Annotated in this window: 21 protein-coding genes and 2 pseudogenes; 11 read left to right on the plus strand and 12 right to left on the minus strand. The window is 23.8% G+C overall.

Annotated features, from left to right (window positions below; translation table 4 throughout):
- Positions 1–38: 38 nt before the first annotated feature.
- Positions 39–419: pseudogene (locus ACQH26_RS09415) on the minus strand (glycosyltransferase); the annotation flags it as partial.
- 5 nt (positions 420–424) lie between these two features.
- On the opposite strand from ACQH26_RS09415, the gene ACQH26_RS09420 reads away from it, so the two are divergent.
- Positions 425–1,256 (plus strand): IS5 family transposase gene (locus tag ACQH26_RS09420; RefSeq protein WP_425382346.1). Its coding sequence is split into 2 segments (ribosomal slippage): positions 425–694 and positions 696–1,256, totalling 831 coding nucleotides; the frame shifts between segments, so codons are not numbered across the junction.
- Between the two features lie 147 nt (positions 1,257–1,403).
- On the opposite strand, the gene metG is transcribed toward ACQH26_RS09420, so the two are convergent.
- The 5 genes from metG to ACQH26_RS09445 form a co-directional block, all read right to left on the minus strand.
- On the minus strand, positions 1,404–2,987 hold the full coding sequence (gene metG, locus ACQH26_RS09425; protein WP_425382347.1) for a methionine--tRNA ligase: 1,584 nt from the start codon (positions 2,985–2,987) through the stop codon (positions 1,404–1,406).
- A 199-nt stretch (positions 2,988–3,186) separates the two neighbouring features.
- Complete coding sequence (locus ACQH26_RS09430) at positions 3,187–3,405, minus strand: hypothetical protein (protein WP_425382348.1); 219 nt, start codon at positions 3,403–3,405, stop codon at positions 3,187–3,189.
- A 244-nt stretch (positions 3,406–3,649) separates the two neighbouring features.
- Positions 3,650–3,838 carry a hypothetical protein gene (locus ACQH26_RS09435; RefSeq protein ID WP_425382349.1) on the minus strand — a complete coding sequence of 63 codons (189 nt, stop codon included), beginning with the start codon at positions 3,836–3,838 and terminating at the stop codon, positions 3,650–3,652.
- A 137-nt stretch (positions 3,839–3,975) separates the two neighbouring features.
- A complete protein-coding gene (gene purB, locus ACQH26_RS09440; RefSeq protein WP_425382350.1) occupies positions 3,976–5,277 on the minus strand; it encodes an adenylosuccinate lyase in 1,302 nt (433 codons plus the stop codon).
- A 2-nt stretch (positions 5,278–5,279) separates the two neighbouring features.
- On the minus strand, positions 5,280–6,842 hold the full coding sequence (locus tag ACQH26_RS09445; RefSeq protein WP_425382351.1) for an adenylosuccinate synthase: 1,563 nt from the start codon (positions 6,840–6,842) through the stop codon (positions 5,280–5,282).
- 118 nt (positions 6,843–6,960) lie between these two features.
- Between ACQH26_RS09445 and ACQH26_RS09450 the strand changes: the two genes are divergently transcribed.
- Positions 6,961–7,218 carry a hypothetical protein gene (locus tag ACQH26_RS09450; protein ID WP_252320612.1) on the plus strand — a complete coding sequence of 86 codons (258 nt, stop codon included), beginning with the start codon at positions 6,961–6,963 and terminating at the stop codon, positions 7,216–7,218.
- Positions 7,219–7,351: 133 nt separating this feature from the next.
- A complete protein-coding gene (locus ACQH26_RS09455) occupies positions 7,352–8,239 on the plus strand; it encodes an IS630 family transposase (protein ID WP_425382094.1) in 888 nt (295 codons plus the stop codon).
- Between the two features lie 11 nt (positions 8,240–8,250).
- Here the strand turns inward: ACQH26_RS09455 and pth are convergent, their stop codons facing one another.
- The 4 genes from pth to rsmA form a co-directional block, all read right to left on the minus strand.
- Positions 8,251–8,814: an aminoacyl-tRNA hydrolase gene (pth, locus tag ACQH26_RS09460; RefSeq protein WP_425382352.1), complete on the minus strand. Its 564-nt coding sequence runs from the start codon at positions 8,812–8,814 to the stop codon at positions 8,251–8,253.
- Positions 8,815–8,835: 21 nt separating this feature from the next.
- Positions 8,836–9,843, minus strand: a complete 1,008-nt coding sequence (locus ACQH26_RS09465; protein WP_425382353.1) for a ribose-phosphate diphosphokinase — start codon at positions 9,841–9,843, stop codon at positions 8,836–8,838.
- A gap of 140 nt (positions 9,844–9,983) precedes the next feature.
- Positions 9,984–10,773, minus strand: a protein-coding gene (locus tag ACQH26_RS09470) for an IS5 family transposase (protein WP_425382212.1) whose coding sequence is annotated in 2 segments (ribosomal slippage) — positions 9,984–10,511 and positions 10,513–10,773 — 789 coding nt in all. Because the reading frame shifts where the segments join, the coding sequence is not laid out codon by codon here.
- Between the two features lie 203 nt (positions 10,774–10,976).
- Positions 10,977–11,822: a 16S rRNA (adenine(1518)-N(6)/adenine(1519)-N(6))-dimethyltransferase RsmA gene (gene rsmA, locus ACQH26_RS09475; RefSeq protein WP_425382354.1), complete on the minus strand. Its 846-nt coding sequence runs from the start codon at positions 11,820–11,822 to the stop codon at positions 10,977–10,979.
- Between the two features lie 178 nt (positions 11,823–12,000).
- Between rsmA and ACQH26_RS09480 the strand changes: the two genes are divergently transcribed.
- The 4 genes from ACQH26_RS09480 (at position 12,001) to ACQH26_RS09495 (ending at position 15,983) form a co-directional block, all read left to right on the plus strand.
- Positions 12,001–13,140, plus strand: a complete 1,140-nt coding sequence (locus tag ACQH26_RS09480; protein WP_425382355.1) for a rod shape-determining protein — start codon at positions 12,001–12,003, stop codon at positions 13,138–13,140.
- A gap of 29 nt (positions 13,141–13,169) precedes the next feature.
- Positions 13,170–14,408, plus strand: a complete 1,239-nt coding sequence (locus ACQH26_RS09485) for a rod shape-determining protein (protein ID WP_425382356.1) — start codon at positions 13,170–13,172, stop codon at positions 14,406–14,408.
- A 530-nt stretch (positions 14,409–14,938) separates the two neighbouring features.
- Positions 14,939–15,301: a hypothetical protein gene (locus ACQH26_RS09490; RefSeq protein ID WP_425382357.1), complete on the plus strand. Its 363-nt coding sequence runs from the start codon at positions 14,939–14,941 to the stop codon at positions 15,299–15,301.
- A complete protein-coding gene (locus tag ACQH26_RS09495) occupies positions 15,213–15,983 on the plus strand; it encodes a hypothetical protein (RefSeq protein ID WP_425382358.1) in 771 nt (256 codons plus the stop codon). Before ACQH26_RS09490 ends, ACQH26_RS09495 begins: the two co-directional genes overlap by 89 nt.
- A gap of 18 nt (positions 15,984–16,001) precedes the next feature.
- Here the strand turns inward: ACQH26_RS09495 and ACQH26_RS09500 are convergent, their stop codons facing one another.
- Positions 16,002–16,130: a hypothetical protein gene (locus tag ACQH26_RS09500; RefSeq protein ID WP_342218400.1), complete on the minus strand. Its 129-nt coding sequence runs from the start codon at positions 16,128–16,130 to the stop codon at positions 16,002–16,004.
- Positions 16,131–17,011: 881 nt separating this feature from the next.
- Here ACQH26_RS09500 and dcm point away from each other — a divergent pair.
- Entirely contained in the window at positions 17,012–17,644 is a 633-nt protein-coding gene (gene dcm, locus ACQH26_RS09505) for a DNA (cytosine-5-)-methyltransferase (RefSeq protein WP_425383113.1), read from the plus strand.
- An 809-nt stretch (positions 17,645–18,453) separates the two neighbouring features.
- On the plus strand, positions 18,454–18,849 hold the full coding sequence (locus ACQH26_RS09510) for a hypothetical protein (RefSeq protein ID WP_425382359.1): 396 nt from the start codon (positions 18,454–18,456) through the stop codon (positions 18,847–18,849).
- Here the strand turns inward: ACQH26_RS09510 and ACQH26_RS09515 are convergent.
- Positions 18,846–19,670, minus strand: a pseudogene (locus ACQH26_RS09515) (IS256 family transposase); the annotation flags it as partial. The gene ACQH26_RS09510 and the pseudogene ACQH26_RS09515 sit on opposite strands and share 4 nt — an antisense overlap.
- 123 nt (positions 19,671–19,793) lie before the next feature.
- Here ACQH26_RS09515 and ACQH26_RS09520 point away from each other — a divergent pair.
- The gene (locus tag ACQH26_RS09520) at positions 19,794–20,153 is read left to right on the plus strand and encodes a helix-turn-helix domain-containing protein (protein WP_425382360.1); all 360 of its coding nucleotides are present in this window, start codon (positions 19,794–19,796) and stop codon (positions 20,151–20,153) included.
- Between the two features lie 162 nt (positions 20,154–20,315).
- A complete protein-coding gene (locus ACQH26_RS09525) occupies positions 20,316–20,681 on the plus strand; it encodes a transposase (protein WP_425382104.1) in 366 nt (121 codons plus the stop codon).

The raw sequence follows: 20,681 nt of genomic DNA on the forward strand, positions 1-20,681 counted from the left end.
ATACCATAACAAGCATAAAGAAATCTAGGGATTGAACGTTTTAATTCAACATCACCATCTAAATAAATGCCTCCATATTGGTTTAATATAACAATTCTTATAAAATCTAATGCTGATTTTAGTTTTTCTTTAATTGCTAATCTATTACTTTTAAATATTTGTTCAAATATTAATACATCATTATTTTCTAAATTTTCTATTTCTTTTAAACTAATAATTTTAATATTATTAAGTAACTTATGTTGTTGTTTTTCATTTTCAGTAATTTCTCTATTTTTTTCATTTTTAGAAATTCATAAAATAACTTCACGTTCATGTTGATGTAATAAAGCCGCATAAATTATATTATTTCTTAGAACCTGTTTAGAATCTTTTCGAAAATAATGTAAAATGATTATATATTTTAAAATCAGAGGTATATATTATGCATAAAAATTATCCAAGTCATGTCACCAAAGAACAATTTGAGAACATAAAATCAATTTTAGAAAATAGCAAAAAGAAAACAAAACCAAGAAGTTTAGATTTATATGAAGTATTTTGTGCAATTTTATATGTATTAAAAAGTGGTTGTCAATGAAGAATGCTACCAAAAAATTTTCCAAAATGACAAACTGTATATTATTATTTTCAAATTTGAAGTAAAAATAACGGTAAAGAAGCTAGTGTATGGCAATTAATTTTAAAAAAAATTGGTTAAAAAAGTTCGTATCAACAATAATCGCAAAGAACAAACTAGTTTTTGTATAATTGATTCGCAAAGTGTTAAAAATACAGATACTACTGAAAATAAAGGTTATGATGCTGGTAAAAAGATTTCAGGAATAAAGCGTCATATTGTTGTTGATTCACAAGGTTTACCACATGCAATTTACATAACCACAGCAGAAAAAACAGATCGTAATAGTGCTATAATAATGATTGAAAATGAAAAAGAAAATCTTTCTGCAGTTCAAAAAATAATAGTAGATGCTGGTTATACTGGTGAAAAATTTGCTTCTGAAATCAAAACAATCATAAATGCAAATGTTGAAGTTATAAAACGCAATGAACTACATACTTTTGTAGTATTACCAAAAAGATGAATTGTAGAACGAAGCTTTGCTTGATTAGAAAAATACAGAAGATTATGAAAAAATTGTGAAAGAAAACTAAATACTAGTTTACAAATGGTTGTTCTTTCCTTTATTTCAATTTTATTAAAAAGATTTTATCATTTGAAAACTTATCGACTAAAAATCTATTTTTTATTATAAAATAACCATTATAATATAAATTTTATTAAAAATTAATCAAAAAAGATCCTAAACAGGTTCTTACAGTAATTGGTATTTCTCCAATCATACAAAATGAATTGGATATTTATTATCTATAAACTGGCATTTTTTAATAACTCTTATATTTTATTTAAATGCATTGTTTAAAAATGATAATTCATCTTCAATATTTAATCTTGGAAATAATAACTCTTTTTTATTAACAGATTTATTAAAAACTTCATTCAAGTTAATATTGACTATTGGCTTAGTAATTTTTAAGACACCCAATTGTTCATGAATTTTTAATGAACTATTAACCAAAATTGGACTTAATAAAGCACTACTAATAATTAAAATATTTGCTAATAAATTTAAAATATTATGTAATTCAATAGTTTTATTATTTTTATGTAAATCTCATGGTTTTGTTAAATCAATTAATTTATTACCACTAGTTATTAATTTAAAAACGACATTAATTGCTTCATGAATTTGATACTCATCCATTTCAATATTAAAATCATTAATAGTACTTTTAATAATTTTAATTATTTCTATTGCTTCTGGTTGTAACTTATTTAAATTAACTTTGGGAATTTTACCATCACAATATTTAATGATCATTGTAACTGTTCGCGAAAGCAAATTGCCTAAATCATTAACAAGATAAGAGTTATAACAATTTAAAAATAATTCATGACTATATTTTGCATCATGACCAATAATAATTTCTTTCATTAAAAAAAACCGTAATCCATCTGCACCATAACGATTTACTAATACTAAAGGATCAATAACATTACCTTTTGATTTTGACATTTTTCCTTCTTCATTAGTAATTCAACCGTGAGCCAAAATTCGATTTGGTTGTCTCAAGTTTAATCCCATTAATAAAATTGGTCAATAAATCATATGAAAACGACTAATTTCTTTACCAACTAAATTCACAATTTCACAATTTGAATCTAGTCAAAATTTTTTAAAATTAATGTCATCATCTTGTAAATAACCTAATCCTGTTAAATAATTACTTAATGCATCAATTCAAACATAAATAACATGTTTTGGATTTTCTAATACTGGTACGCCTCAAGTAAAACTCGTTCTAGTAACACTTAAATTTTCTAAGCCTGGTGTAATAAAATTATTAATCATTTCCGTTTTACGATTAAGTGGTCATAAAAATAATGGGTGTTCATCATAATATTTTAATAATTGTTTAGTATATTTTTCCAATTTTAAAAAATATGATGGTTCTGATAAAGTAGTAATATTACCTTGACATATTTTACATGTATTATTAGTTTTATTAATTTGGCTATCTGTCAAAAATTCTTCACAAGAAATACAATATGAGCCTTCATATTTTCCCAAATAAATATCATTTTGTTTTAATAATTTGCTGAATATTTTCTGAATACTTAAAATATGATTTTTATCAGTTGTTCTAATAAATTTATCATAATCAATATTTAAGTTTTTTCATAAATTCTTAAACCCAACAACAATATCATCAACAAATTTTTGTGGAGTTTGTTTATTTTCATCCGCCTTTTTAGCAATTTTTTGACCATGTTCATCACTTCCAGTTAAAAAGAATACTTCATAACCTTGCATTTTCTTATAGCGAGCTAAAACATCAGCAATAATTGTTGTATAAGCATGTCCCAAGTGTAACTTAGCACTAGGATAATAAATAGGGGTAGTAATATAAAATTTTTTTGTCATTATTTGCTCCTAAATTTAATAATTATAATTTTACATTAAAATAGTATTATTTATTGTAAATACTTATTTAAATTAATAATATTTTATTAATCTTTTTTTTATAAAACGGAACATTTTTGTTGATATTGATTTTTATTAAAACCATTATCAGAGTTAACAGCATCTATATCAACATTTAAGTAAAACTGATAATCACTATTTACGCGTGAAATAACACTATTTTTTCATTATCAGAATTATTTATTAGTAAATACTGATTACCATTACTCATTAATGGTTGATTTTGTAATTTTCTTGAAATTGCAACATCATATCAATGTCTCAAAAGATCATTTTTTTCTCATTGTCTTCTTTTTTCTTTTTCTATTTTTTCTAAAATATTATTAAGTTTTAAAATTTTTAATCCAACCTTTTTCAATTCTTCTTTTTGATTACTTATATTAACTTTTTCGCATACTATTTTGTTAATTTGTTTTTTTTCAAAATTATAATAACCAAAAGTAAAAAAAATAACTAATTTATTCTTAAATTTAAAAATTTTACTTGTTTTTTGTTTTTCGAAAATTTCTAATTTTTTAAGACTATTTATATTATAAGAAAGAAATATAGATTGTTTTTTAATATATGACTGCAATGTTTTTTCACATTTATATTTCTTATTACTAATATAATATTATTTTTATTTTATTAATTTTCTTTTTTAATAAATTAATATCTAATTCTCCATTATCTTTTAAGTATCGATCATCTAAAACATCATAAAAATGTTCTTCATTATCATCATGGCTTGTAATAAAATTAAAATGTTGATCTATAAAAGGAAAACTATTATCGATTTTGTATTTCTTCATAATTTTCACTCCTTAAACTGACATAATCTAGTGACTAATTACAATATTTTCTTAATCTTTTATATTTATTGATTATTAGATAAAATAAAAAAACAAAAATTAATAAATTAAATGCTAATTAAATTTAATATTAAACATTATTTATCTTTAAAAACTTTTTTAAAAATATAATCAACATTTATTAAAAAAATATTATTATTACAACATTCATTTAACTGTTCACTAGTTAAATATTGATTAATATTATTCTTTATTAATACATCTTTAAAATTAATCATTTTATTTTGTGCTTCTAAAGTGCATTTTTGAATAAAATCATAAGCAATTTCACGTGTTATTTTTGGATTATTTTTAATAATAGCCAATAAAACTACTTGTGAAAAATAAAGTTCATTAGCTTTAGCAATATTAATTGCCATAGCACTAGTATTAATCACTAAATTATCTAAAATATTTGTCATTCTATTAATAATAAAATCTAATATATGATAAATATCAGGTAACATAATGCGTTCATTAGAACTATGTGAGATATCACGTTCATACCATAATAAATTATTCTCATATACTATACTATTATAACTTCGAACTAATCTTGCTAAACCACAAATATTTTCAGAACCAATTGGATTTTTTTTATGTGGCATTGAACTTGAACCTTTTTGTGAAATAGAAAATCCCTCTAAAAGTTCATTAACTTCGCTACGTTGACTCAAACGAATTTCTAAAGCTATTTTTTCAATTGTTGTAGCAATTGAACTTAATTGTGTAATTAAAAAAATCAAACGATCACGTTGTACTACCTGCGTAGCACAACTGTCAACTTCCATTTTTCATTTTTTGGCAATAAATTCACTAACTTTTGGCGAAATATGAACAAAATTACCCATAGCACCCGTAATCTTAATAACTTCAACTTGTTTTCTTGCTAATTCCAACTTTACTAACTGTCTATTTATTTCATCGTATCATAAAGCAAATTTTAATCCTAATGAAGTTGGTTCACCAAAAATACCATGACTGCGACCAATTACTAATTGATTTTTATATTTAAACGCTAACTCTTTTAATTTCAATTGTAAAGTAATTAAAGCTTTTTCAATAATTTCATTTGAAAATTTTATTTGTAGATTTTGGACACTATCAACCATATCAGTTGAAGTTAAACCATAATGAATTCAACGACTTTCAGTTTTTAAGTTAGCACTTAACATTCTAGTAAAAGCAACTACATCATGCTTAGTTTCTAATTCTAATTTATTCATTAATTCAATATCTAACTTAGCATTTTTTTTAATTAATTGAAAATCTTTAAGAGGAATTATATTTAAATGTTGTAATGATTCACAAACATCAATTTGAAAATTCATTCATAAGTTTAAACGATTTTTCATATTTCAAATATTAGTCATTGCTTTTGTTTCGTAACGTTCAATCATTTTTACTCCTTAATAAATATAGTTTGTTTACGATCTGGACCAACAGAAAATATTCTAATTGGAACACCCACCAACTCACTAATTTTTTTTAAATAATTTTTAGCATTTTCTGGTAATTCATCATAACTAGTAATATTAGTAATATCTTCATTTCATCCAGGCATAGTAATAAAATGTGGTTGACATTTATTAAAGTTATTAATTTGAGAAGGTATGTATCTAATTATTTCACCATTTAAAGTATAATGCGTACAAATGCTTAATGTTTCAATACCAGTAAGCACGTCTAACAACATAATAGCTAAACTAGTAAATCCATTAATTTGTGCACTATACTTAGCAATAACTGTATCAAATCATCCAATTCTTCTTGGTCTTTTTGAAACTGTGCCATATTCATTACCAGTCATACGAATATAATCTGCTAATTTACCAAAAACTTCACTAGGAAACGCACCAGCACCAACTCTTGTACTGTATGCTTTAGTTACACCAATAATTTCATTAATTGCTTTTAAAGAAATACCTGAACCAATAGCAATTGAACTAGCACTTGGATTAGAAGATGTTACAAAAGGATATGTACCATGATCTAAATCTAATAAAGTACCTTGTGCTCCTTCAAATAATATCTTTTTATTTCTAACTAATTGTTCATTTAAAAATTGACCAGTATCAATAATTAAATCTTTAAAGTATGGTAATAATTCTAATAAACGATTATATATTGTTTGCGCATTAAATTCTTTTTCATATCCATAAACATTTTTTAATATTTTATTTTTAATTAACAAATTATCAGTAATCAATTCTAATAGCCGATCCTTATCTAATAAATCACCCATTCGAATTCCAATCCGATTAACTTTATCAGCATAACAAGGTCCAATTCCTTTTTTAGTAGTCCCAATAGCTTTATCACCTTTAATTTTTTCTTCATATTCATCAAATGCTAAATGATAAGGTAAAATAATATGAGCACGATCAGAAATTCGTAAATTTTGACAACTAAAACCAGCAGCTTTTAAATATTCAATTTCAGAAACTAATTTTTCTGGATTAACAACACAACCATTAGCAATAACACAATATGAATCTTTATTAAAGATACCAGAAGGAATAATACTTAATTTATATTTTTGATGATCAAAAACAATTGTATGTCCGGCATTATCACCACCACTTCAACGAACAATAACATCAGAATTTTGACTATAATAGTCAGTTATTTTACCTTTTCCTTCATCACCTCATTGACAACCAATAATAGCAGTAGTTTTAAATGGTTTTGGTTGATCGATTTTTGATATTAAAATATTTTTAGTATCGACAATTTTATTAGCAATTTTTTGATTTTCTTCTTTTATTATATGTTTTGATTTTTCAAAATCTACTTTCATCTTATTAATGATTGGCTTAACAGTGTCAGTTTTTATTGATTGCGTTTTTACTTTAGTTGCTTTTTTTACATCTTTAACTTTTGGTTTAATAGTTTTATTAAGTCGTTCAACTTTAGTTTTTGCCTTTTCTATTGTTGGCTTGATTATATTTTTTTTTGCTTTCATATTGTCTCCTTTATACTCAAAAAAAGTATTTATAAATTTATAAATTAATTATATAATTATTTAATAATGATTATCAAAATATTGTTATTAAAATAAACTAGTAAAGGAAACTTAAAAAATGAAATGAAATTTTGATAATGACAGTTTTCAAAATGATAATAATGATGATTTTGACAAACTTTGTCCTATTTGTAAGCAAAAATTACTAGAAGCAAAACTTGAAAAAATAAATGAAATAAATCAATATCAGCAAACACAAAATGATATTTTATTAATTGAAGAAATAAAAAAAGAATTAGAAAAAATTAAAAAAGAAAAAGAAACACAACTTTATGTTTACTTATGTAGAAAACATAAAAATGAAAATATTCTTTAATATTTTTATAATATAGCTAACTAAAGTAATATTTACTCATAAATAATGTAAAATAATAATATGTAATTTAAACAGTTTTTGAATTTAAAAGTACAATTCAGCAATAATTAAAATAGATTAGGAAGATTAAATTATGCCAAAACCATACAGTGAAGACTTACGAAGAAAAGTAATAGAAGCTTATGAAAGTAAAAATATGAAAATTAAAGAAATTTGTAAAGTGTTCAATATCACTAGAAAGACTTTATTTTTATGAAGAAAAAGAAAAAAAGAAACTGGGCATATAAAACCAATTTTAAATTATCAAAAAGGACATAGCCACAAAATAAAGGATTTAGATGAATTAAAAAATTATTTAGCAGAAAATAAAGATGTTACAGTTCAAAAAGTAATTGATAAATTTGGAAATATGACTAAAGAAACAGTTTATAACTATTTTAAAAAACTAAATTATACATATAAAAAAACTTTTCTATATGAACAAAGAGATAAAAATAAACAAGAAGATTTTTTAAAAGAAATAGCTAAAATAATGAATGAAGATTTAGTATATATTGATGAATCTGGAATTGATGATAATGAATTTTATAAATATGGTTGATCTGAAAAAGGTAAAAGATTATTTGATAATAAACCCGCATATAAAATAAAGAGAATGAGTATAATTGGTTCACTAAATAAAGGTAAATTAAAAGCCTTATGAGCATTTGAAGGACATTGCAATAGTAAAATTTTTGAATCATATGTTAAAAATAAACTAATTCCAGTATTAAAGCGTGGACAAATTATAGTTTTAGATAATGCAACGTTTCATAAATCTAAATTAACACAACAATTAATTGAAAATGCTGGATGCAAACTATTATTTCTTCCGCCATATTCTCCTAATTTAAATCCAATTGAACATTTTTGATTTGCTATAAAACATAATATAAGAAAAATATTACCAAATTATTGACCAAATATTAAAAAAGCGATTGATTTTGTTTTTCAAGATATGAGTAAACATTACTTTAGTTAGCTATATATTAATTATTTTTTATTATATTTATTCATAATATTTTCAAATTTACTATCAGTAATTCAACTACTAATGCTTTCTACAAAAAATTGTTTATGATCCTTTATATTCTTTAACTCATCATTACTAAACTTACTCAAAACTCAATCAGCCGTGTTAAAATTAGGATTTTTACCAACACCAATTCTTAATCTTTGAAAATCTTTGCTACCAATTTGATTAAAAATACTTTTAATTCCATTATGACCAGCAGCACTAAATTTTTGTTTGTATTGAAATTGACCAAAATTTAAGTCAACTTCATCGTGAATAATTAACACGTTTTCAATTTTAATTTTAAAATAATTCATAAAATTTGAAACACAAAAACCTGATAAGTTCATAAAAGTTAATGGTTTCAAAAAAATAACATCAGTGCCATTAACAACAGTTTTAACATATTGACCATTAAATTTAGTTTGATTAATTTTTAATTGTAATGTTTCACAAATCATATCAATAATAATAAAACCAATATTATGACGTGTCAATTCATACTCTTTACGTGGGTTTCCTAATCCAATAACTAATTTCATCTATTTTAAATTTCCTCTTTATTATTTTTTACTATTTTTATTATTAATTTTTTTTATTAATTCATTTGTTTTATCATCATAAACTTTTGTTAATGATTTATTATTAATTGAAGCATCAATCATTTTTGCAATAAAATCAACTATTGAAATAATTTTTAAACCATTAAACTTTTTTTCCTCAGAAATTTCAATAGTATTAGTAATAACAACTTCCTTAATAATTCCATCAATAACAGCTTGTTTCAAATTTTTTGAAGCTTGACCACTAAAAATACCATGAGTAGCTAAAATATAAACTGATTTTGCACCATGTTCTTTAATAGCTTTTGCTGCATTAATAATAGTACCACCTGTATCAATCATATCATCAATAATAATAGCATTCTTTTCTTTAACATCTCCTAATACAAACTTAACTTGACTTTGATTAGGAGTTGTTCTTCTTTTATCAATAATTGCCAAAGGTACACTTAAATAATTACCTAATCTTCGAGCACGAGTAACACCACCATGATCTGGAGATACAACAACTAAATTAGTTAAATTTTCTTCAATTAAATAAGATGCTAAATCTTGAGTTGCTCGTAAATCATCAACAGGAACATCAAAAAATCCTTGTTCTTGTGGTGAATGTAAATCAACAGTAATAACACGATCAACACCCGCAATAGTTAATAAATTTGCAACAAGTTTACAAGTAATAGGTTGTCTACCACCTTGTTTTCGATCTTGACGAGCATAACCAAAATAAGGAATTACTACATGAATTTTAGCAGCAGATGCACGAACTAAAGCATCAACAAAAATTAATAATTCCATTAAATTATCATTAGTTGGCGGCGAAGTTGATTGGATAATATATACCACTTTCCCTCGTACTGATGTTATAGATTGAATGTTAAATTCACCATCAGCAAAACGACTAATTTCTGCTTTTCCAGGTTCAATATTAAGTTTTTTACAAACTTCTTGTGTAAATTTTTGACTAGCACTTAAACCAAAAACTACAATGTTTTCTACATTATTCATTAAATCCTCCTTTACATGTTTCTAAAAAATTATAATTATAATTTCATTATACAATGTTTATTACAATTTAAGTATATTAAATTTAAAGACTATTAATTAAAAATAATTAATAAAAAGTTATATCTTTTGTAAGAACCTGTTTAGAATCTTTTTAATAAAACTGAAATAAAGGAAAGAACAACCATTTGTAAACTAGTATTTAGTTTTCTTTCACAATTTTTTCATAATCTTCTGTATTTTTCTAATCAAGCAAAGCTTCGTTCTACAATTCATCTTTTTGGTAATACTACAAAAGTATGTAGTTCATTGCGTTTTATAATTTCAACATTTGCATTTATGATTGTTTTGATTTCAGAAGCAAATTTTTCACCAGTATAACCAGCATCTACTATTATTTTTTGAACTGCAGAAAGATTTTCTTTTTCATTTTCAATCATTATTATAGCGCTATTACGATCTGTTTTTTCTGCTGTGGTTATGTAAATTGCATGTGGTAAACCTTGAGAATCAACAATAATATGACGCTTTATTCCTGAAATCTTTTTACCAGCATCATAACCTTTATTTTCAGTAGTATCTGTATTTTTAACACTTTGCGAATCAATTATACAAAAACTAGTTTGTTCTTTGCGATTATTGTTGATACGAACTTTTTTAACCAATTTTTTTTAAAATTAATTGCCATACACTAGCTTCTTTACCGTTATTTTTACTTCAAATTTGAAAATAATAATATACAGTTTGTCATTTTGGAAAATTTTTTGGTAGCATTCTTCATTGACAACCACTTTTTAATACATATAAAATTGCACAAAATACTTCATATAAATCTAAACTTCTTGGTTTTGTTTTCTTTTTGCTATTTTCTAAAATTGTTTTTATGTTCTCAAATTGTTCTTTGGTGACATGACTTGGATAATTTTTATGCATAATATATACCTCTGATTTTAAAATATATAATCATTTTACATTATTTTCGAAAAGATTCTAAACAGGTTCTAAGAAAAAATAAAATCATTATAATAGTTAACGGATAATAAATATTTAAAAATATGTTTATTAATAAACAAGGATTATTGCTGAAGTGTTTTATATACTTATTATCCACATTCTAATATCATTAATTTTAATAATTATTCTGAAAGGTATTTATTATTAATAATAGTAAATAACTGGTAAAACATTGAAAATGTTAATTCTTCAGATCTTATTGTTAATGATCAAGATAAGTCGTTAATTAAATTAACGGCTTTTTCTTTGCTATTTAAATAAATACCCAAATTGTTAACTAATGTTTTTCTCTTATTAACAAAACAACTTCTTACAAATTTTCAAAATAATTGTGGTTCATCAAGTTGAAATTTAGGATTTACTTTAAAATAAACAACACTACTTGTAACATTAGGTATCGGAGTAAAATTATTAGGACTAACATCAAAAATAATTTTAACATCACAATAAAATTGACACATAACAGAAAGATTATTATATACTTTAGTTTTAGGTTTAGCACAAAATCTTTGTGCAACTTCTTTTTGCATCATTAATGTAAATGAATCAAATAATTCAATATTTTCTAATAATTTTAAAACAATTTGTGAAGTAATATAATAAGGCAAATTTGCAATTACATGAATTTTTTGATTTATTGCAAATTCTTCATTAATGATTTTTTTTAAATCTAAATTTAAAAAATCATCATTTATAATTTTTAAATTTTTATATTCATTTAACTCCTTTTCTAAAACAGGAATTAATTTTTTCTCAATTTCAATTGTCACAACTTTTTGCGCAGTGCTGAGTAATTTATTAGTTAAATGACCAATGCCCGCTCCAATTTCAACAATGCCATCTTCATCTTTAAAATTACTAGTTTTAACAATTTTATCAATTATATTATTGTTAATTAAAAAGTTTTGCCCAAACTTTTTAACTGCATGTAAGTCGTATTTTTTCAATATTTTTTTTGGATTTTCCATTATTATTCTCCAATTCACATTTTTAGTTAATTATATACTAGTAATAATTAAATAAATAGTTAGCCAACTAATCATATATGCTAAATTTACTACTAGCAAATCTACATGTGGTAATATTAACATATATCAACTTAATAAATAAATATTAATTTGAGTGGGAAAAGGAGATGATTTTTATATGGCAACAAAAATAGAGGTTGCTAATGACGGACACAATAACCAAGACGTTAATATTGTTTCTCTAGATTTAGGAACAAGAAATTTAATTGTCAGAGTTAATGGAAGGGTTGTTTATAGTCAACCATCAGCAATTGTATTTGATACAGAAAACGGAGAAGTATTCATTGGTGAAGCCGCTTTATTAATGAAAGAAAAAACTCCAGCGAATAAAATTTTCAGAGAACCAATGGCTAATGGTGTTATTAGTGATAATAATGCTTTGATTGCTTTATTAACTGAAATTTTTACACAAATTATTGATGTGAAATCTGAAAAAATTTGAGAAAATTCAGTAGCACTTGTAGCTATTCCATCTAAGGTTTATAAATTAGATAGAACTGTTTTACGTGAAATTCTACGAGGAAAAAAAATAGCTAAAATTCCAATTTATAGTGATAAATTTCCCAATAGATATAATGCAAGTAATGAAAGCGTAATGAAAGCTGAAAAAGTTGTTATTGTTCCTGAAGTAAAATTGGCAGCTATTGGTGCTGGGGAAGCACTTTGAGATGCTTCAGGAGTATTTATTCTTGATATTGGTGGTGGAACTTCTGACTGTGCCATTTTATCAAGTGGAGAAGTTATTGTTCAAGATTCAATTCCAATTGCTGGAAATGCTATTGAACGTAGTATTAAAGAACATTTTGAAAAAATGCACTATATATCTCTTAGCTCAATGGAGGCTGAAAAAACAAAAATTAGTGCTGGTATTTGAATAGATGGTGAAAAAGATAGTGAAAATAAAATTACTATACATGGAAAAAGTACTAAAACTAAAAAACCTGAACAAATTACAGTCCCTAAGCAAGAAGTAGCTAGAGTAGTTACTGAAGCCTTTGAACCAATTGTTGCACTATGTAGTGACATTATTGATAAAGCTGGACCTGCCTTTTCAGAAATGATTATGAAAGACGGTTTAACTGTCACTGGTGGGGGTGCTTTGCTTGAAAATATTACAACTTATCTAAAAAAACGACTAAATTTAGAACATGTGGTATCTGCTAATAATCCAAGAGAATGTGTAATTAGAGGGACTCAAGCCTATGAAACTCATAAACAGGATGTATATGAAAAAGGATTCATTAGACCAAGTAATTAAAATTCCAGGTGTGTAGAAGGAGGAAAAAAATGGGATTATTTGATAAAAAACCCAAAGAAAACTTAAATAAAAAAAGTAATATTAAGTCTATTAATGACTACCAATGATTAGCTTTAGATGTCGGAACAGAAAACTTTAAAGCAAGGTATGTTAACATTGGACTTACATATGATGCTCCAACTTATCTTGCTGAAGACTATGAAAAAAATGTTATTCTTTATGGTGAAGAAGCTAAAGCTTTAATTGATAAAACAAATGAAAATGTTGTTATTAAGCGTCCAGTTCGTGATGGTAATATTGCTGATCCAGATGCTTTACAACGTATGCTTGCTAAAATTTTTCAAGATTTTAGACTTGAAATTAAAGATTCAAAACAAGCTGATAAAAACCGTAATTTAATTGTTTTAATGGCAACACCAAGTGAAATTAATTCAGTACAAAGAGAAGCATTAGAAAATATAGTTCATCGTTTAGGAGCACTTCGTGGATTTGTTCAAGAAGAAGTTAAAATGGCAGCATTAGGTTCAGGCCAAGATATTTTTGGAACTGCAATTATGTGTGTTGATATTGGTGGGGGAAGTACTGATATTGCCGTACTTAGCAACGATTCAATCCTATATTCATATACAACACATTGTGCTGGAGACTATTTAACACAAAAAATTCAAGAATACATAGCTAAAAAGCATGCTTTAAAAATTGGTACTAAAGAAGCAGAAGATGTTAAAAAGAACATCGGTTCACTTCTTAAATATCAAGATGAAAAACCATACACTATTTCAGGTGTTTCATTACCTAGATTAGACTCTCAGCCAGGAGAAACAATGTCAATTTCTAAAACTATTGAAATTACACCAGAAGAAATTCGTGAAAATGTAATGCAAGTTCAATTTAGAGAACATGTTATTCCATCAATTCGTAGAGTACTAAGAACTTCTGGGGAAAAAGCTGCTGGTAGTGTTAGTGACTTAAAGAAAAAAGGTAAGGGAATCACAATTTGTGGTGGTGGAGCTTACATTAAAAAAATTGATGAATTTATTAAAGAAGAATTGGCTAAGGAATATTTCATCGAAGTTAAAGCTGAAAAAGGTACAAAACCAATTCGTCAAAAATATGAGGGAGATATCTTTGAAGTACGTGTTGCTCAAAATCCTTTAGATAATGTTATTGATGGTTGTGTAAAATATCGTGATACAATTTACAAACAATTAATAGCTGAACAAAATCCTAACCGCGAAATTCTAATAAAAGACGAAGATTTAGGATAAAAAATAAGTTTAAATAAAATGCACTTTTAAAATTTATAGAAGTGCATTTTTTACTTATATAAATAATAAATTACTATATAAAATAAAAAAAATTAATAATCATACTTAAAATACATCATTAACTATTTCAAAAAAATATCATAGAAATCATATAAAATTATTAATACATCTTAAAAGATTTAAAGATTATAATAGTATTAAACTAAGATATGAAAAGATTACTAACTATTTTAGGGACACTAATTTTAATAACAACAAGTTTAACAATTATGGCGTGTAGTGAAACCGAACAATAAATACAATCCTTACCAATACAAGTATTAAAATGAAATGAAAAAATAATGGTAATGATTTAGTTATCAATTTCAAAAAAAAGCAAACAAAAATATGAAATGTCTAGAAGGTACAAATTATTTTTTTCTTTCTATGATTATTAATTTAAATAAGGAATTGAAATTATTAATAATATTTTTTTAAAAGGAGATTTTATGAAAAAATATCGTAAATTTTTTATAATTTTTATATCTTTATTGATTACTGGTTTACTTGCTTGAATTATTGTTTGAAGTTGTCAACTTAATTATAATCGTGATTATTATCTTAGTTTATTACGTTATCATTGATCATCAGAAATGAGTAGTTTTATTAAAGAGAATGAACGAAAAATTAAAAACCCAGCTAGTCAAATGGCAAATAATGAATTTAATAGTTTTTATGATAATGCTAGTAAACCGTTACCTTTTCTTGATTTTAATCAATTAGCACATGATTTAACTAATACACGACTAGGAACTCAAAACAGTAATGTTGATTGAGAAAAATTATATCAAAGATGTTCGTTTAAGTCAACTTGCTACTGAAACAGCAAAAAAAGAACAATTACGTTTTTATAATATTATGGCAGGAGTATATGGTAAAAATAACATTTTACGTTTAATGCAAAGTGTTACTCAAGCACCAATATCAAATAAAAACGTCGTTGCTTATAATCAATATTCTTATCTAATTAATAGTCAACGTCAAATTTATAGTCCAGATTTTGTTAATACTAAAAAAATTAGCGCAAACTATCAAGCGGGTTGATGACCAACTAATAACATAATTAGTGTTAGTACTCATGAATATGGTCATGCTTTCGATAATTTTTTATCATTAACGGATGATGAACGTAGTACGTTTAATAACAATTGAAATTGGCCTAAAAATAATAAAATCGAAAATTATTTACTTAATAAAAATATTTTTAAAATTAATAATGATTATTCATCTGTTTGAAGAGCACAAAATCACGTGATGAGGGCGCCAATTTCTGATTGTAGTCAATTATTAATGGATTACTTAAATGATAAAGTTAATATTAGTAGTAGTGATTATCAAAAAAGATTAGTATTCCCAATGATTATTGTCCAAAGTAATTATGGTCGTATGTTTTGAAGCCAAGCGAAACCTTATAAAAAAGGTGAATTTTTTGCTGAAGCCTTTGCTGAATGATTATTAACGCCACAATCTGGAAGAGGGTGAAATTGAGAATTATTAAATGATTTTTTTATTAAAAAATTACCAACTTGTTTATAAATTTTTCCATAAAATATTTTAATTAATAAACTTTTTTAATTCTTCTGTTTTTAAAATTCCTAGAATTTTATTAAAAGTAATATTATTTATACCAGTTAATCTTAATAATCTTGTATTTTTAATAGTTTTTAATTTATCAAATATCATAGATTCCTATCTTTTTTAATTTTAATCATATTCTAAAAATTAAATTTTAATAAATAACTATCCACAAGAAGTCTATTATATAGAGAAACATGAAGCAATATTAATAAAGGAAAATTATATAAAATAATAACCTAAAAATAAAATAATATTTATTTTATTTACAAATTAATTATTATTAATAAGTTTTATTAATTTCTTTTGTCTAACAAAATAACCAATTAAAATTAAAACTCCAGGAATAACAAATGTTGTTAAACTAAATAAACCTGTTAAAATAATCATTTTTCTTCAATAAAATAATTATTTAAACAAAGTAAAAAGGGAATCACCTGAAATAGTCCATAAATAATTATTAAAATAATAACTAATGAAAAATAATTAAAAAATGTAAATATTCCATAAATAATACAACTAATAAGTAATATTATTGACATAATCATTCCAATTATTAAACCTATTTTAATAAAATTATTATTATTTATCATTTTTTCACTACTCCTTTTTTTACTTTATATAAAATTTTAATATAAAATATTATAATATTATTATACTACTTATGGGAGAAAGATAATCTAATGCAAAAAATAAATATTTTGTTTAAAAATCAGATTCAAAAGAAAATTAAAGTAAATAATTTATTAAAACATAAAAATCAAATTGTATATTTTTATAATGTAATTGTCTTTAAAACATATATATTAGTTTATTATTATTACTATAAATAAAAAACACAAACTTAAAATACTACCAATTGATAATAATATTATAAACTACTACTTTTTCATCTAGATTAATAATTTAACAAGTTAATATTATTTTTTTTTTTAAAAAAATTCTTTAAAAGAATACTATAAAAATAGTAGCCACTGATAGTTAGAATATTATCTTTTCATAAACCAAAAGCATTTTTATTAGAAAATGTGAAAGGTTTAATGAATCACGAAAAAGGTAATACCTTTAGAACTATTTTAAATAATCTAACAGATTTAGGTTATAAAGTTACTTATAAGATATTAAATGCTCGAAATTTTGGTCTTCCTCAAAATAGAGAAAGAGTATACATAGTTGGTTTTTTAGAACATAGTATAGATTTTCAGTTTCCTACTTCTTTTAATAAGCCAACAGCAGTTTCCGATATAATAGAAAATAATATTGATAAAAAATATACAATTTCTGATAAACTTTGAAACAGTCATCAGGAAAGAAAAGAGGGTAATAGGTCTAAAGGAAATGGATTTGGTTATTCATTGGTGTATAAAAATTCAGAGTATACAAGTACTTTATCGGCCAGATATTATAAAGATGGATCAGAAATATTATTATATCAAGAAAATAATAATCCAAGAAAATTAACTCCAAGAGAGTGTGCTAATTTGCAAGGATTTCCAAGTAATTTTAAAATTATTGTTAGTGATAATCAATCTTATAAACAGTTTGGCAATTCGGTTGCTGTAGCGGTCGTTAGAGAAATAACTAAAGAAATTGTTAAATTATTAGAAAGAGTAAAATTTTAATCATGAATATTGATAGTATTGAAAAAACAATATGAGATGAAAATATTTTGTTTTATAGAATATTAAAGTGACTAATTCAATCAAAAGTAAAGTCATCTGTTTTATTTGATTTACAAGTATTAATTGAAAGAAATAAAAATAAAAATTTGGATAGTAAATCTTGATATGAACTTATTATTAGTATATTAAATTATAAAACTAATGGCGAATCAAATAATATATCTGAATTATTATTAACAAATAATAAAAATGTAAATAATTTTATTATTTTTTTAGATTTTGCAATTTCTTTATTTCAATTAAAATAACTTTTATGAGAAGAAGTTAAAACATTTACAAATTCCAGATTTGTAAAAAAAATTAGTAGTATAAATGATCCACTTAGTATAGAGTATGATATTAGTAGTTTAGAATATCCATATAGTTTTAGAGTAATTTTTTCATTAATAATTGATATGCTTATAAGAACCTGTTTAGGATCTTTTTTGATTAATTTTTAATAAAATTTATATTATAATGGTTATTTTATAATAAAAAATAGATTTTTAGTCGATAAGTTTTCAAATGATAAAATCTTTTTAACAAAAAAATGAAAAAGAAAATAAATTATTGGTTAAGTACCTATTTATAAATGATTATTTCTTGTTTTAGTTAAATTCTATTAAAAAGATCCTAAACAGGTTCTAAGATTTGATAATGATAAAAGTAGTTTTATTTTAAATATATCAAATAATGAAATATTAAAATTAAATGAAAAAATTAAATTTTTATCAAAAAATAGTAATTTAAATAGTGCTGCAGTTTTTAATTTGATTATTAGTGAGAGTGTTAATCAATCAATAAAATCTACAGCTGGTTCAAGTTATGAAGCTAGAGTTAAGGAGAAATTTTTAGAATTCAAAGAAAATATTGAATTATTAAATAATTCTCATGATTCAAAAGTTCATTCAGTTGAATATGATTTTATTGTAAAATATAATAAATTTAATATTGGTATTAGTGCAAAAAGAACGCTTAGAGAAAGGTATAAACAAAACTCTGAAAATGTATCAGAATTAGATGTTGATGCAATGATAGTTGTAATTTTAGGATTAGATTTAACAGAAAAAGTGATGAATAATATTTTACAGAAAAAAGGACAATATATTTTGGTTTCTCAGAGGCTTTTATGTAATCTGTGTATCTTTGTTTTACAAAGTTACTAGTTCAGATTAATTCTATCTTCAAATTTTATCATAAAATGAGCAATTGCTGTATTTCAATTTTGAATGGGCATTGTTCATTTTTTTGTTATATTTTCAATTGCTAAGTAAAATATTTTGAAAACTGCCATATCATTAGGAAAAACTTTTTTATTTCTGATAACTTTTCGTAATTGACTATTAACAGATTCAATAGCATTTGTAGTATAAATCACTCTTTTAATTTCTGGTGGATAACTAATAAAAACCATTAAATTATCTCAATTTTTATATCAAGATTTAGTAATTTGCGGATATTGTTTATTTCATTTACTTTCAAATGATTCTAAAGCTTGCATTGCTTGTTCTTCACTACATGCACTATAAATTGGTTTTAAATCTGCAACTAAGGTTTTTCGATGTTTGTATGAAACATATTTTAAACTATTTCTAATTTGATGAACTATGCATAATTGATGTTCAGTTTTAGGATAAACTGCTTGTATTGCTTCTGACATGCCTGTTAAATTATCACTACAAGCAATCAAAATATCATTTAAGCCTCGATTTTTCATTTCTGTAAAATTAGCTAGTCAAAATTTAGAACCTTCATTTTCACTAATTCATAAACCTAAAACATCTTTTTTGCCTTCTAAATCCACTCCTAATGCTATATAAACTGATTTGTTAATAATGCGTTTATCTTGCCGTACTTTAACTACTATACAATCAAAATAAACAATAGAATAAATACTTTCTAATGGTCGATTTTGCCACGCCTTGACATCATCTATCACATCATCAGTAATTTGACTAATAACACTTTCACTAATATCTGCACCATGATATAGCTAACTAAAGTAATGTTTACTCATAAATAATGTAAAATAATAATATGTAATTTAAACAGTTTTTGAATTTAAAAGTACAATTCAGCAATAATTAAAATAGATTAGGAAGATTAAATTATGTCAAAACCATACAGTGAAGACTTACGAAGAAAAGTAATAGAAGCTTATGAAAGTAAAAATATGAAAATTAAAGAAATTTGTAAAGTGTTCAATATCACTAGAAAGACTTTATTTTTATGAAGAAAAAGAAAAAAAGAAACTGGGCATATAAAACCAATTTTGAATTATCAAAAAGGACATAGCCACAAAATAAAGGATTTAGATGAATTAAAAAATTATTTAGCAGAAAATAAAGATGTTACAGTTCAAAAAGTAATTGATAAATTTGGAAATATGACTAAAGAAACAGTTTATAACTATTTTAAAAAACTAAATTATACATATAAAAAAAACTTTTCTATATGAACAAAGAGATAAAAATAAACAAGAAGATTTTTTAAAAGAAATAGCTAAAATAATGAATGAAGATTTAGTATATATTGATGAATCTGGAATTGATGATAATGAATTTATAAATATGGTTGATCTGAAAAAGGTAAAAGATTATTTGATAATAAACCCGCATATAAAATAAAGAGAATGAGTATAATTGGTTCACTAAATAAAGGTAAATTAAAAGCCTTATGAGCATTTGAAGGACATTGCAATAGTAAAATTTTTGAATCATATGTTAAAAATAAACTAATTCCAGTATTAAAGCGTGGACAAATTATAGTTTTAGATAATGCAACGTTTCATAAATCTAAATTAACACAACAATTAATTGAAAATGCTGGATGCAAACTATTATTTCTTCCGCCATATTCTCCTAATTTAAATCCAATTGAACATTTTTGATTTGCTATAAAACATAATATAAGAAAAATATTACCAAATTATTGACCAAATATTAAAAAAGCGATTGATTTTGTTTTTCAAGATATGAGTAAACATTACTTTAGTTAG

It is taken from the genome of Spiroplasma endosymbiont of Melieria omissa (assembly GCF_964031175.1).
GTDB classification, from domain to species: Bacteria; Bacillota_I; Bacilli_A; order Mycoplasmatales; family VBWQ01; genus Spiroplasma_E; species Spiroplasma_E ixodetis_A.